The sequence below is a fragment of the Algibacter luteus genome (assembly GCF_900141715.1).
Classification (GTDB): Bacteria; Bacteroidota; Bacteroidia; order Flavobacteriales; family Flavobacteriaceae; genus Arenitalea; species Arenitalea lutea.
Window position 1 is genome coordinate 54914 of record NZ_FQYK01000004.1, and the last position, 15088, is coordinate 70001.

The 15088-nt window shown below is 33.1% G+C and carries 10 protein-coding genes; 7 read left to right on the top strand and 3 right to left on the bottom strand.

The genetic code is table 11. From position 1 onward, the window contains the following. Nucleotides 1-23: 23 nt before the first annotated feature. The 7 genes from BUA46_RS08675 (at nucleotide 24) to BUA46_RS08705 (ending at nucleotide 10890) form a co-directional block, all read left to right on the top strand. The gene (locus BUA46_RS08675; protein ID WP_019386657.1) at nucleotides 24-1337 is read left to right on the top strand and encodes an MFS transporter; all 1314 of its coding nucleotides are present in this window, start codon (nucleotides 24-26) and stop codon (nucleotides 1335-1337) included. Nucleotides 1338-1355: 18 nt separating this feature from the next. Further along, nucleotides 1356-2582: an MFS transporter gene (locus tag BUA46_RS08680; protein WP_019386656.1), complete on the top strand. Its 1227-nt coding sequence runs from the start codon at nucleotides 1356-1358 to the stop codon at nucleotides 2580-2582. Then, nucleotides 2582-4450: an alpha,alpha-trehalase gene (locus BUA46_RS08685; RefSeq protein WP_019386655.1), complete on the top strand. Its 1869-nt coding sequence runs from the start codon at nucleotides 2582-2584 to the stop codon at nucleotides 4448-4450. The genes BUA46_RS08680 and BUA46_RS08685 overlap by 1 nt, the downstream gene beginning before the upstream one ends. Nucleotides 4451-4459: 9 nt before the next feature. Beyond that, complete coding sequence (locus tag BUA46_RS08690) at nucleotides 4460-5620, top strand: MFS transporter (RefSeq protein WP_019386654.1); 1161 nt, start codon at nucleotides 4460-4462, stop codon at nucleotides 5618-5620. 146 nt (nucleotides 5621-5766) lie between these two features. After that, nucleotides 5767-6693, top strand: coding sequence for a carbohydrate kinase family protein (locus tag BUA46_RS08695; protein WP_019386653.1), 927 nt, complete (start codon nucleotides 5767-5769; stop codon nucleotides 6691-6693). A gap of 12 nt (nucleotides 6694-6705) precedes the next feature. After that, a complete protein-coding gene (locus tag BUA46_RS08700) occupies nucleotides 6706-8418 on the top strand; it encodes an alpha-amylase family protein (RefSeq protein ID WP_019386652.1) in 1713 nt (570 codons plus the stop codon). Nucleotides 8419-8658: 240 nt separating this feature from the next. Then, entirely contained in the window at nucleotides 8659-10890 is a 2232-nt protein-coding gene (locus BUA46_RS08705) for a tetratricopeptide repeat protein (RefSeq protein ID WP_019386651.1), read from the top strand. Here BUA46_RS08705 and BUA46_RS08710 read toward each other — a convergent pair. From BUA46_RS08710 to BUA46_RS08720, 3 genes are all read right to left on the bottom strand, one after another. Further along, nucleotides 10883-12028, bottom strand: coding sequence for a saccharopine dehydrogenase family protein (locus BUA46_RS08710; protein ID WP_019386650.1), 1146 nt, complete (start codon nucleotides 12026-12028; stop codon nucleotides 10883-10885). The two genes, BUA46_RS08705 and BUA46_RS08710, sit on opposite strands and share 8 nt — an antisense overlap. 145 nt (nucleotides 12029-12173) lie before the next feature. Next, nucleotides 12174-12614, bottom strand: a complete 441-nt coding sequence (locus BUA46_RS08715; RefSeq protein WP_019386649.1) for an SRPBCC domain-containing protein — start codon at nucleotides 12612-12614, stop codon at nucleotides 12174-12176. Between the two features lie 233 nt (nucleotides 12615-12847). Then, complete coding sequence (locus tag BUA46_RS08720; protein WP_019386648.1) at nucleotides 12848-14974, bottom strand: amino acid permease; 2127 nt, start codon at nucleotides 14972-14974, stop codon at nucleotides 12848-12850. Nucleotides 14975-15088 lie beyond the last annotated feature (114 nt).

Consider the following 15088-nt stretch of genomic DNA (forward strand, 5'->3'; position numbering starts at 1 on the left):
TAAACTAACTAACTAAAATAAACATGAAACTAACTAAACCAAGATTATCGTTTTGGCAAATATTCAATATGAATGTTGGATTCCTCGGGATTCAATATAGCTTCGGATTACAACAAACGGCTATAAATCCAATTTTTCTTTATCTGGGTGCTCCTGAAGATATGTTGCCAATTCTTAATATAGCTGGACCCGTAACGGGTTTAGTAGTGCAACCTATTATTGGTGCTATGTCAGATAAAACTTGGTCTCCGCGTTGGGGTAGAAGAAAGCCCTATTTTTTAATAGGTGCCATTATTGGTAGTATTTGCTTATTTGCCTTTCCTACAAGTCCAGTCTTATGGTTTGCGGTTGGTTTGTTGTGGATTTTAGACGTTGGAAACAATATGGCTATGGAGCCTTACAGAGCTTTTGTAGGCGATAAACTTCCTGAAAAACAATTGAGTTTAGGATATCAAATGCAAAGTCTTTTTGTTGGAGCAGGTATTTTACTTGCCATGGGTTCAATTGTATTGTTTCAAAAAATATTTGGTGCCGAGGCTGTTTCTGATGATGGTGTGATACCAACCTGGATGTTTTATTCTTTTTCTTTAGGAGGCATATTATCAATTTCAACGGTATTATGGTCTGTTCTAAAAACTCCCGAAATACCGCCTTCAGAAGAGGAATTATCAGAGATTAATGAAGCCAAAAGCAAGCCATTTATGGAACGGGTTTGGCAACCATTTAATGAAATTGGTCTAGCCATAAAGGAGATGCCAAAATTTATGTGGAAAATAAGTGCGGTATACTTATTTCAATGGTATGCGTTATTTGTTTATTGGCAGTATATCACGCCTCTGTTTATGAAAACGATGGATTATGGCATTTCTGATGCCGCTTCACAATCAGCTCAAATGAGTTTGACTTATAACATTGTAACGATGGTAGTAGCACTTGCTTTAGTACCTCTAACTTTGAAATTTGGAGGTAAGAAAGTGTATGCTTTTAGTTTAATAGGTACTGCAGTAGCATTATTTTCAATACCATTTATAGAAAATATGACATTGGTTTTAGCGCCTATGGTTTTATTCGGAATTGGTTGGGCAGCTATGATGGGGATTCCATATACCATGGTCTCTAAAGCTGTACCCCAAGACAGAAGAGGTGTTTATATGGGTATTTTAAATATGATGATAGTTATACCTATGGGTATAGAAACACTAACTTTTGGCCCTATTTATAAGTATCTTTTAGGAGGAAATGCAATTAATGCTATTCTGTTTGCAGGTGTTTTCTTTATTATTGCCGCTTTATTAGCGTTTCGTTTAAACGAACCGAAGTCGGAAATAAACGAGTAATTTTAATACAATATAATTATGAAAAATTTAGGTATTAAGATTTCCATTTACCTCAACTATTTTGTTTTTGCTATTTTATTAAATAGTGTTGGCATAGTTATCGAGAAATCTATTGATGTTTATAAAGTAACCGAGTCTCAAGCATCCGTTTTAGAGGCGTTTAAAGATTTACCAATTGCTTTAGTATCCTTTTTAATTGCCTCGTTTTTACCACGCTTTGGGTATAAAAAAGCCATGTTAGTGGCTTTAGCTATTGTGTTTTTTGGTTGTTTGCAAATGATATTTGGTAATTCATTTTTCTACACCAAAGTGTTATTTCTAACTATAGGTGTAAGTTTTGCATTGATAAAATTATCAGTGTATTCACTTATAGGCATATTAACATCATCAAAAAAAGAACACGCCTCTTTAATGAGTTCTATAGAAGGGTTTTTTATGGTAGGAATTGCATTGGCTTATTTTTTATTCCCTGCTTTTTATTCTGAAGATGAAAATTCTTGGTTAAATGTCTATTATCTATTATGTGGACTTATTACACTTTCTTTTGTATTTCTACTTTTTTCAAAGGTTGAGTATGAAGTTGAAGCTATTGGTAGCAGTTTAAAGGACGATTTAATGGAGTCTATTAAATTGATAATTGTGCCTTTGGTTTTGGTTTTTATTATTTCAGCATTTTTGTTCGTTATGATAGAACAAGGTATTATGACGTGGTTACCAACATTCAATAAAAAAATATTCAATTTTAATTCTGTGTTAAGTGTCCAAATGGCAAGTATTCTAGCGCTTACCTTGGCACTAGGAAGATTCATTGCAGGTTTCCTAACCAAGTATATAAATTGGGTGGTATTAGTGGTAGTTTGTGTTGTGATTTCAGGAGGTATTTTGATTTATATTTTACCGCAACTGCAAGGCGACGTTGAAGCGATTGGCGAAATTACCAGCTTATCAGATGTGCCAACTTTAGGTTTTATTTTACCTTTAATTGGCTTGTTTATTGCGCCCATTTATCCGTTGCTTAACTCTACGGTATTAAGTTCATTACCAAAGAGTTTACATTCACCCATGTCTGGTTTAATTATCATTTTTTCGGCATTGGGCGGTACAATTGGATCAAGAATAGTTGGCGAACTTTTTGAAAGTGTTGGTGGTGCCAATGCATTTTACTTTTTACTAATTCCAATGGGGTTATTGATTGTTTTTGTATTGCTTATTGATAGAATGTCTAAAAAACAAGTAGTCGTATAATGAAGATTTTTAATTTACAAATTGAAGAAACATTAAACAGTTTACTACTTCAAGAAGATACCGATGGTGATAAAAAAATTACCATTGAAGATAAAGGACCAAAAGCATTCCATTTAGAGTCTGAGGATGGAACAAAGCATACTGTAAAAGGAACATATCAACTATCTAACTTGCTACAAGAATTGGTTATTGCTAAGTACGACGGTAAAACGTCTGTTAAAATTCCATTACATAAAATTGACGAACCGCCAGTAAGTCGAATATCCCGAATGATTCGTGAGTATTACTGGAAAGGGTTAACTAGAAGCATGGATGCTCAAGGTGTTGAAAAACTGATTTCAGACACAAAAAACGAAGCGCTTACTGCAGAAAAACTCCCTATTTATGTTCCTTTTCAAGATGAGTTAGCTTTTAATTACTATAAAACTTTAGAGGATAAATTAAATATAAAAGCGTCTAGGTTACCAGAAGATATTTCACCTGAATTTGTAAAAACATTAAATGATAAACCAGGTATTTTATCATTGAAATTAGAAAAGGAAAATGGAGAAATTAAAGGCGTCCCTTTTGTAGTTCCGGGAGGTAGATTTAACGAAATGTACGGTTGGGATAGTTACTTTGAGTCCATTGGGTTGCTTATTGATGGAAAAGTGGATTTAGCAAAAGCTATGGCTGATAATTTTCAATATGAAATAGAACATTATGGAAAAATATTAAATGCTAACAGGTCTTATTATTTAAGCAGAACACAACCTCCATTTTACACAAGTTTAATTAGAGAAGTTTTTGAAATTACTAAGGATAAAAATTGGTTAAATAATCATTTAAAGACAGCAATCAAAGAATACGAAACGGTTTGGATGGTTCAAGGTAAAAGGCTTACAGAAAATGGATTAAATAGATATTTAGCTGAAGGTTTAGGGATACCTCCTGAATGTGAAGAAGGCCATTATGATGCCATTTTAAAACCTTTTGCAGATAAAGTACATTGTAGCATTGAAGATTATATTTCGAAATATCAAAATGGCGAATTGCAAAATGATTTTTTAGATACTTACTTTTTGCATGATAGAACCGTAAGAGAGTCGGGACACGATACTTCTTATAGAATTGAAGGTAATTGTGCCGATTTAAATTTAGTAGAACTCAATGTATTGCTTTACAAATACGAATTAGATTTTGCTGAATTGATAAAAGATGTTTTTGATGATAGTTTTGAATTCAATTCAAAAACATACACAAGTTCATATTGGTTGAAAAAAGCAGAAAAGAGAAAACAATTGGTTAATTCGTTTTGTTGGAACTCTGAAAATGGTTTGTATGTAGACTATAATCATGTTACGAAAACGCAATCTACATTTGTGGCTGCAACTACATTCACGCCGTTATGGTGTAATATAGCTAGTTTAGAACAAGCTAAAGCAATAGTTAAAAATGCATTACCGCTTTTAAAGGAAAAAGGAGGAATTGCAGGTAGTACCAAAGCAAGTAGAGGAGATATTACGAATGAGCGTCCTGCACGCCAATGGGATTATCCTAATGGTTGGGCACCTCATCAAATGATGATTTGGAAAGGGTTGTTCAATTACGGTTGTAATCAAGAAGCTCAAGAATTAATTTACCGTTGGCTATTTATGATTACTAAGAATGCGGTGGATTATAACGGTACTATACCAGAAAAATACGATGTTGTTGAAGCTACTCACAAAGTATTTGCAGAATACGGAAATGTTGGTACCGACTTTGAATATATTTCTCAAGAAGGGTTTGGTTGGATGAACGCTTCTTATCAGTATGGTTTAAACTTGTTAGAGGAAAAATTTATTCAAAAATTAAACGAACTTATAGAACCCGAAAAGATTTTCTAAAGACGATAAATGAATTCACTCAAATTAATTTTAACAAACCTGAAATATTTTGCACCTGTTTGGGTGTTTAGTTCACTGAATTTTATTATTGGTACTTGGGTTTTATACATACCTTATGTTAAAGAAAAATTAGAACTCAATGATTCAGAATTGGGCTTGGCTCTATTTAGTTTGGCATTAGGCGTTTTATTATTTATTCCTTTTGTACCTTTTTTAAGTAAAAAAATAGGCTTAGGGCGATATACATTAATAGGCGTCTTATTATTTTCAATGGCATTTTTGTTACCGTTGTTAGCTACAAGTTATTTAATGCTTTGTGTTTCATTATTTTTTGCAGGAGTATTTTTAGGAACTACAGATGTAGCTATGAATGCCTTAGTTTCTGAAGTTGAAAGAAACAATACATGTAGTATCATGTCTGCAGCTCATGGATTTTTTAGTTTGGGAGGTGCTTTAGGCGCCATGTTGGGTAGTCTTTTAATGCCATTTTTCACCAAACCATTTTATCATATGGTTGTTATGGTATCGTTTATCATATTGGTTAATTTAGTCTTAGGTAAACATTACTTTCTTATTGCTGAAAAAGTTGTGCCAAAAGAGAAAACAAGCTATCATTTTAAAACGCTAAAACCTTTGTATACCATAGCTTTAATAGCATTTGTCATTATGTGTAGTGAAGGAGCTATTGAGCATTGGAGTACGCTTTATTTCACTGAAGTAATTGGAGTAGCTAAAAATAATTTAGCTGGAATTGGGTTTATAGTTTTCTCAACAACTATGACTATCGGACGTTTCTTTGGAGATAAAATAAGTGAAAACATCGGTTCAATAAAAATTATATTACTTGGATGTGTGTTGGCTAGTATCGGCTATTTGGCCATATTAACGAGTCAATTTTATACTTCTATTTTAGGTTTTGGTATTTTAGGATTGGGGCTATCTGTAATCATTCCAGAATTATTTAGGATAGCAGGAAAAACAGAAGGCGTAAATGCATCTGTAGGTATTTCTTTTGTATCCGGAGTTGGGTTCGTAGGCTTTCTTCTAGGACCAGTTATATTGGGTTATATTTCAAACACTTTCAATTTGAAAGTAAGCTTTTTCGCCTTGTTTATATTATCAATTGTTGCTTTTCTAACGGCATTGACAAAAAGAAAAATCAAATTTTAGGTTTAAAACTTATAGAAACTAAAGAATTTGAAAGCTTTCGAAATCGTTTTCGTGTAGCTAAAAAACTATTTTGGCGTCAGAATTTGATATTATGGAATTTGTAATTGTAATTTGTTCTAAAGAATTAAAAACTAGACGAAACCAAATTGAAAAGTATTGATATTTTATCCGTGGGTGAGGTGCTTGTAGACTTTATTGGTCATCAAATTGGTGCTCAAATAGATCAAACAAGAGATTATCATCGTTATTTAGGAGGTTCACCAGCAAATGTCGCGATGAATTCGGCCAGATTAGGACTTAATGCAGTTTTGGTTGCCACAGTAGGCGATGATGGTTTCGGAACCTATATTTTAGAAAGATTAAATGAAGTTGGAGTTAATACAGATTACATCAATAGAATAAGCACTAAACCTACAAGTGTAATTTTTGTTTCAAGAACGGATAGTACACCAGATTTTATTCCATTTAGAGAAGCCGATGCTTATATTTTAGAACATCAGATTTCTACGGAAACACTCTACAACACAAATATTTTTCATACCACATGTTTCGCGTTAAGTAAAGAACCAGCGCAATCGGTTATTCTTAAGAAAGCTGAAGAAGCTTATAATTTAGGTTGTAAGCTTAGTATTGATATAAATTATGCTAAGAAATTATGGACTTCTCATGAAGATGCTATAAAAGTAATAAAGGACTATTGCAGATTTAATCCGCTTATTAAAATTAGTGAAGATGATATGCTTCGTTTATTTGAAAAGGAATTGCCACATGAGGATATTTTTAAATTTTTCCATGATTTAGGGGTTGAAACGATATGCCTAACTCTTGGTAGTAAAGGTGTTAAATTATCTCAAAAAGGAAATGGCATTATTCAATTACCTGCAATGAAAATAGAACAGGTTATGGATGCCACTGGCGCTGGTGATGCCTTCTGGTCTGGGTTTCTATTTGCCTATTTAAAAGAAAAACCTATTGAAGAATGTTTAAAAGTTGCACTTAAACTAGCGGCATTAAAACTTCAAAATGTTGGCAGATTACCAAATAACATAGACGTGTTATCACAACTTCTTTAATAAATAAAATAAATGTCTGAAGTAAAAAAGAATACAAGCATTAATAATGGTGTAATGCTTAATGCATACCCAGATAGTATTGGTAACAATTTAAGCGATATTGTTAAAATGCTTAAAATGCCTGAGTTTAAAAATGCATTTTCGCTTTTTTATGTCTTACCAACATTTTTTAATAGCGATTTAGACAGAGGCTTTTCAATCATTGATTACAATTTGAATAAAGACCTAGTTTCAGTTTCAGATTTAGAAGATTTAGAGAAGTTGAATGTTTCATTAAAATTCGATATTGTTCTCAATCATTTATCGGTAGCATCTCCACAGTTCAAAGATTTGTTAGAACACGGAGATAATTCAAAATATAAAGACTTCTTTATCAACTGGAATACCTTTTGGGAAGGAAACGGAACCATGAATGAAGATGGAATAATAGTTCCACATAAAGAATATCTGAGTAAATTGTTCATGCGAAAATCTGGACTTCCAATTTTGAAGGTGCTTTTTCCAGATGGTTCAGAAAAGCCGTATTGGAATACCTTTTATCAGCAAATAACTTACCATAAAATTTCTGAAAGCGAATTACAAAGTATTGAAGAATTAAACAGTTGGCAAGCTAAATTCATTTCAGAAAATATTAATAAAGCCATTGAAGAAAATCAAGATGTTTCGAGTATAGACTTTGGAGATTGTAATCATCTTAAAAGTGATATACTTAAAATTGTCAATATAAAACGCAGCTATTTAGGACAAATGGATGTGAATGCAAAATCTGAACTTGTTTGGGAATTTTATGAAGAAACGCTCGCCAAATTGAAAGATTTTGGATGCAAAATTTTAAGGTTAGATGCATTTGCTTATTTACACAAAGAAGTTGGTCAATCGAACTTTTTCAATAAACCGGGAACTTGGGATTATTTGAAACGCATAAAACAAATAGCAGATAAAAACGAGTTAATTTTATTGCCAGAAATTCATGCTGAATATGGTTTAAACCTGCATAATGAAGTAGCCGAAGAAGGTTATCAGATTTACGATTTTTTTCTACCAGGATTAATGATTCATACACTTGAAGAACATTCAAGTAAAGCGATTTTAAATTGGGCTAAAGAAATTATAGCCAAAGATTATAAAACGGTAAATATGTTAGGTTGCCACGACGGGATTCCTGTTTTAGATTTAAAAGGAAAAGAGGTTAATGGAATTTATAATAAAGGACTGCTAGAAGATCATGAAATTGAATCTATTATGTCCGTAATTTTAGAACGTGGTGGTCGTGTAAAGAATCTTTACGATGCATCTGGTAATAAGATTTCTTACTATCAAGTTAACGCTACATTTTTTAGTGCATTAGGTGAAGATGAAAAAAAACTGTTGGTAGCTAGAGCCATTCAATTGTTTATGCCTGGGACACCTCAAATATGGTATTTAGATCTTTTTGCAGGAAAAAACAATTATGCAGCTGCTGATGCTGGAGGTAGCGGAGGGCATAAAGAAATAAATAGAACAACCATAAACATGCAAGAGGTTAAAGAAGGCCTATCAAAAGATATCGTAATTAAACAATTAGAGTTAATTCGTTTAAGAAACACTTCAAAAGCATTTCTCGGTAGTTTTAAAATCCATAATTCACCAGAGCATGTATTTGATGTAGCCTGGGTGAATGGTGAAACTAGTGTAAGGTTAACGGCAAATCTTAATACTTACGATTTTAAAGTTTCGCATGATTAATAATGTTTCTTTTAATTTCTGAAAATAATAATAACGTTTTTTTAAGTGTTTAATAAGAGTAAGTCAAAACTCTATTGAATATAAAACCCAAGAATAATAATCTTGGGTTTATTGGTCTTATCATGTATCCAAATTAATTGTAGTGATCAGATTAATTATGAAAAACACGTTGTATTTTATTTAGAAAGGGGGTGACTTATTATATGTTATATTTGTATTTTTAAAATTCAAATTCTTCATATGAACATCAAATTTCTTCTTATTTTTTTTATCGTTTATTATTCGGTAATAGGCTGTAAAAAAGATGGAGAACAAGAATATATAAGTCAAAATGATGGCGTTTTTATTTCAGATAAACTTATACCTGATAGTCATTTTTTAGGAGACGGAAAATGTAAAGAATGCCACCAAGAAGAGTTTAAAGAGTGGAAAGGATCACATCATGATAAAGCCATGGATTCGGCTAATCACGAATCCGTTTTGGGAAATTTTGATGACGTAAAGTTCACTAGTCAAGGAGTAACCTCTCATTTTTTTAAAAAAGGAGACGATTTCTTTGTAAACACCGAAGGTCCTGATGGCAAATATTATGATTATAAAATAATCTACACCTTTGGAGTGACTCCATTACAGCAATACATCGTAGAATTTCCTGATGGAAGATTTCAATGTTTAAGAACAGCTTGGGATTCTGTAAAAAATAAATGGTTCGATTTATACCCTGATTTTAAAGTAGTACATTCAGAATGGTTGCATTGGTCAAGAGGTGGGTTAAATTGGAATACCATGTGTTCCGATTGCCATTCTACTAATGTTAGAAAAAATTACGATTTAAAAACCGAAAGCTTCGATACAAAATACGCAATTATTAACGTGAATTGTGAGGCATGTCATGGTCCGGGAAAACAACATGTAGAGGATGTGAATAGGCTTGGAGATCAATATGCCTCGACCAAAACCATGCATATGACATCGGATATTAAACCAAAAGAGTTAGTAGACCAATGCGCACGCTGCCATATGCGTAGGGAACAATTCTCAGAAGCTTTTAATTTTGAAGGAACCATGCTAGACCATTACTTCCCGCAATTAATAGAAGAGCCTATTTATTATGCCGATGGTCAAATTCGCGATGAAGATTATGTGTACGGATCGTTTACACAAAGTAAAATGTATAAGAATAACGTAACATGTAATAATTGCCATAATTCACACTCACTAAAACTTAAGTTTGAAGGTAACAATCTATGTGCGCAATGTCATGTTCCAGAAAACTACGATACACCAAAACATCATTTTCATAAGATGGATACTGATGGTTCTCAATGTATAAATTGCCATATGCCTGGTAAATTTTATATGGGTAACGATTTTAGACGAGACCATAGTTTTAGAGTACCAAGACCTGATTTAAGTGTTAAATATGGTACTCCTAACGCTTGTGCAGGTTGTCATGAAAAGGACGATAAATGGGCATGGGAAGCGTTTCAAGAGCTTTTTGGCACTGTAGATTCCATTCATTACTCCGATAAATTGGTTCCTGGAGTAATGGGACTGCCACATGGAGATACAGGATTATTAGAACTTATAAAAGATAAAAATCATACCGAAGTGGTTAGGGCATCAGCAGTAAAAGCATTATCTCATTATAATGTAGAAAATTTTATAAATGAGTATTTATCATGGTTAGATGATGAGTCTGCAATAGTAAGAGGAGCCACGATAGATATTTTAAGTGAAATAAACTCCACCGATTACGTAAATTCATTTTTACCACTTTTAAAGGACCCGAAACGAAGTGTGAGAATCAAAGCTTTTTATGGATTAAGTGGAATGGACGAAAGTAGTGTACCTGAAGCTTACAAAGAACTTTATGAAAAAGTTAAATTAGAGTTTTTTGCACATTTAGATACGAATTCTGATTTTGTAGGTGGAAGAGCAAAAAGAGCGAATTATTATTTAAAAAAAGGAGATTTTGATAAAGGTATTGCGGGTTATGAGAGTGCATTATCCATGGATAATTTGAACAATCAGTTACGATTAACCTTAGCTAATTTATATTACAACGTTCAAAATTTCACAAAAGCAGAACAAGCGTTTAAAACTGTAATAGAACAAGAACCAGATTATGGTCCGGCCTACTATTCGTTAGCGTTATTATATGCCGAATTAGGGCAAAACGATGACGCCATAGAATTGCTAAATAAGGCAATTACTAAAATGCCAGAAAACCCAAGATTGTATTATAATTTAAGTTTATTGTATGATCAAGTGAACGACAATATAAAGGCTGAAAATATTTTAAAACAGGGCTTGACTATTGATGATACCAATGAATCTTTACTTTACGCTTTGGCGTATCATTACTCAAAAACTAATCAACCCGAAAAAGCAAAAACAACATTGATTAAACTGGTTCAATTGTATCCTAATAATCCTCAATATGCTAATTTTTTAGCACAATTTAATTAATCTTACCATAAACAGATGTTACAAATGAACCATTTAAAAAAGCCCCGGCATCTAACTGACTTTGAAGTATAACGCCTTGAGGCTTTGTTTCGAGTAACCATTGAATTGACTGCACCAAAGGAGCCGCAGTAGTTGTTTGTATAGCACGAAACTTATGTTTACCTATTTGTTGTGGTTTAATTTGTTTAGCAATTTCTTGTCTGCGTAAAACGCCTTTGGAATCCTTACCTTCTATGGCTGCATAAATTATTACTTGGTCGTCTTCAATATGCGGAATTTCGTTCAGCATAATGTCTTGCAAATCAGAAATAGGGTTCTCGTTATTTTTTATCTTTTTTAATTGGTTATCAACCCAATTATAATGCCCTGGATGACGCAACGTTTTATAATCCAAATGTTGAATTTTTCCACTCAAGGCATCAGGAAGATCTGCTGCACCTCCAGAGGTTAGGTCTTCTTCATAAGAAATGCCATTAATGATAATACCACTTCTTTCTGAAAGGGCAGGACGCGATGTTTTTTTATAATCTCGAATTACAATGCAGTCTTTTACATATTCCGTGGCTACACCAATGGGACTCCAGGTAAATCCATAAAAATGTGGTGCAATGGCGTGATTGGTAAGCGCACCTACCTTTAATTCTAATCTGGCAACACGGTCCACTTGGTGGCTCTCGCAAAATTCTTGAAACATATAATGTGATAATACATCAATATAACCAGGTGCTAAACCTGTTTGCAACACGAAACCTGTTTTGGCGTTTTTTGATGAAGCTATAATTTGGTTGGTTTCATCAACATATTCGGTAAGATTAGCATATTGAAGTTCGTAATTATTTGCGAGTATCGCCATAGTTGGTGCTAAACTACCAGGTAAGCAATCTAGTAGTGCATCACCATTTTTTAATATCGTTTTTACCTCGTCAGAAATATGTAACGGATCTAAATGAAATGCTATCACTTTACAAGACTTGGAGGTGCCATTCATAATCCATTGGGCAACTTTTTTAGCTTTAGATAGTGTACGGTTACCAATATAAATGGTTGGTGTTACGGTGCTCCATTCTGCCAAAATAAGTCCAGCAGCTTCAGCAATACCTCCAGCGCCTGCAATAATTATGTTGAAGTGCTTTTTCATAACTAACCCGCTTTAAATTAAGTTCACATTTATTCTTCCTTTCTTCTACCAACTATTCATGTAAAGTATAAATGGATGCAAATATCTTATTAGTGACTTTTTGAATTTTTAGGCAGCATCTTACATTTTGATACTATTTAAATGATTAACCTTTTCTCATAAAGTCAAATGCACCTTTTCTAAGTTGAATACCGTATTCCAAATAGGCTTTCATACAGGCGAGGAAATTTGCCCATCCTCCTGAATTTTCTAAAGCCCATTTAAGGTTATTTTCATTTAGTTCTTTACCATTTTCGTTTACTCTCACTAGGGTACTATGGTCTGGTAACTCTTCTAAGGTAATCTTTACAATAGTTTCAGGGTCCCATACAAAGGAAATTGAACGATTGGTTTCTATTTTAATTTTATTGACTGGGTACTTATTATCAAATTCAGGAAATTTCCAAATCACTTCTTTTCCGGTTTCTAATCTTCCAGTACTTTCCGAAATGAAATATTTAGTCATTTTCTCTGGGTTTACAATCCCTTCAAAAACTTCTCCAACTGGTTTTTGAATTTGTATAGTTGCATTAGATTCAAGTTTCATAATATTTCTTATTTCATTCGTTAAGAAAGATACTAAAAGGTTTAATTTTTAGTTAATCTATGTCAAAAAAAGTTTATTAATCAAATATTTAAAAATGTGTTTGTTTGTGGTTAGTTGCGTTGTTTAGCACATAACTTTACAAGACCCCACCTAACCGAAAATCTACTAGGATTTTCAGAAGTAGGTGAGAACAAGCAATTACTTATAGCCATCTTAAGTTTCTAATGTTGTGACTAATCATCAATTTCGTAACTCATAAACGTGTTATATAATTTTGAAATTGATTTAACTTCACCAAGTATGGTGAGGATATCATTTTTCAATAAAACGGTAGAACCATTAGGAGCAAAAGTTTTATTATTCCTTTCAATTAATGCTACCAAAACATCGCTAGGAAGCTGTGTATCCTTTAATTGCAGACCAATCATTTCGCTTTGTGGAGTTCCCTTTTTTAGTTTTATACTCACAAAGCGTTCATTTTGCAATAAGTACTCCTTAATTTCACGGTGACTATCCATATTGATAAGGGTTTTTACAACATCCTCTCGCTCTAAAATATCAAGAAGCCTTGACAACATACGTAATTGTTGTTTTGGGTAATTGTCAGAATTAACCAAAAACACACATATGTGTAAAGGCCTTTTTATATCAAAATCATCATCAAAAGGTAAGATACCTTCTATAGAATTTTTAGAAATCACTATTTGCATTGAAGGATTTAAAACCTCCTTAAGTCTTGCATGAAAAACCAATACGCCAGGTAAACTTATTAATGATTCATCGGGAGTAAAATGTATTAATTTATGAATACCACCTTTGTAATTAAGGTTTAATGCAGCACTATAATTATCAGAAACTTTTTTTAAAAGGTCTTTAAAATCTACTGGTTGTTTATAAATTGAAATTTTTGAATTGATTACTGTTTCATCAAACGGATCGCCTTCTCTTAGCCCTTTTTCCTTTAAAATAGTCATCAATTCATTTTCCAGCTCACTGTCTTGGTTTTGACCTAATAGTGCAAACCAATGAAATATGGCGCCTTCTCGTTTAACCTTCCCTCGGGCATGAAAATGATACCAAAGCAAGCCCATGATTACTATGCCTGTGGTAAAAAGAATGGGCATCCACCCTAAATATATGATAAGAATAAACGAAATAACAATACCAGCAACTTGCATATAGGGATACAGTGGCGATAAATAGCCGGGGTCGTATGATTCTATTTTACTTTTTCTAAAAACTATCACCGAGAAATTGATAAAAATAAAAATGAGTAACTGGAAGGTACTGGCTAATTTTACAATGCCTTCTTCTGATAATAACAGAATAAATAAAATAATTAAAACCGTGGTAAACATAATGGCAATAACCGGACTTCCTTTGCGACCTATTCTTGAGAAAATAGCAGGGAGCAATTTGTCTCGTCCCATAGCAAAAGGATAACGTGATGCTGATAATAACCCAGCGTTACCTGTTGAAGCAAAAGCAGCAAGTGCAGCTATAGACATTAACAATACCCCGGCCTTTTCAGGTAACCATGTAAAAAATTGTGTGGCAGCAGTGGCAGCCGGAGCCATGTCTGTGGCTAATGTTGTGGGTTCAATTACAGCAATCATTAAAAATACACCCAACCCATAAATTAGGCCTGTAACAACTAACGACAATATCATACCTAAAGGAATGTTTCTTTCAGGGTTTTTAATTTCTTCTGCAATACTTGCAATTTGGGTTAATCCAAGATAAGACACAAAAACAAATCCAACGGTAGTAAACAAACCTCCTATACCATCTGAAAAGAATGGAGTGAATTGCGATGTAATAGATTCTTTATTAATAGACGCAGTGTTGAATATTGAAAAAAAACCATCTATAATAAAGGTTGTTAAAATTATGAGTAGAAATATTACAAATACTTTTTGGAAAGCAGAGGTTTTTTTGGCACCTATTAGGTTTAAAATCATAAAGAAAAATGTTGCAACAATGGCAACGATTTTTGTGGGAACTTCCCAGAAAATAGCCGCATAAGCCCCAATACCAATTATGGCAAAAGCCGTTTTTAACATTAAAGCAAAATAAGTGCCTAACCCTCCGATGGTACCCATAATAGGGCCTAAACTACGGTCTAGAAAGAAATAGGCGCCGCCAGATCTAGGTAGAGCGGTTGATATTTCTGCAATACTAAACATGGTGGGTAATATTAATATGCCAGCAAATAAATACGCTAGAAAAACAGAAGGGCCAGTGTAGTGCGATGCAATACCTGGAAGTAAAAAGAAACCAGAACTAAACATTGCTCCCGTACTAATAGCAAAAACATCAAATAATCCTAAGTCTTTTTTTAACTTATTTTTAAAGGCCATACCAATACATTTAAACACTAATATCTTGTATTAAGATAAGAATAATTTGTTGTATTTCTATCCCTCGTCTTAATTTTACGGGTTGGGTTTAAGAGAAAAAATTGGTAAATGAGT

Excerpts from the sequence above, each read along its gene's own strand:
- BUA46_RS08680 (WP_019386656.1), top strand. The coding sequence starts at position 1,356 with ATGAAAAATTTAGGTATTAAGATTTCCATTTACCTCAACTATTTTGTT.
- BUA46_RS08690 (WP_019386654.1), top strand. The coding sequence starts at position 4,460 with ATGAATTCACTCAAATTAATTTTAACAAACCTGAAATATTTTGCACCT.
- BUA46_RS08705 (WP_019386651.1), top strand. The coding sequence starts at position 8,659 with ATGAACATCAAATTTCTTCTTATTTTTTTTATCGTTTATTATTCGGTA.
- BUA46_RS08700 (WP_019386652.1), top strand. The coding sequence starts at position 6,706 with ATGTCTGAAGTAAAAAAGAATACAAGCATTAATAATGGTGTAATGCTT.
- BUA46_RS08675 (WP_019386657.1), top strand. The coding sequence starts at position 24 with ATGAAACTAACTAAACCAAGATTATCGTTTTGGCAAATATTCAATATG.
- BUA46_RS08720 (WP_019386648.1), bottom strand. The coding sequence starts at position 14,974 with ATGGCCTTTAAAAATAAGTTAAAAAAAGACTTAGGATTATTTGATGTT.
- BUA46_RS08685 (WP_019386655.1), top strand. The coding sequence starts at position 2,582 with ATGAAGATTTTTAATTTACAAATTGAAGAAACATTAAACAGTTTACTA.
- BUA46_RS08715 (WP_019386649.1), bottom strand. The coding sequence starts at position 12,614 with ATGAAACTTGAATCTAATGCAACTATACAAATTCAAAAACCAGTTGGA.
- BUA46_RS08710 (WP_019386650.1), bottom strand. The coding sequence starts at position 12,028 with ATGAAAAAGCACTTCAACATAATTATTGCAGGCGCTGGAGGTATTGCT.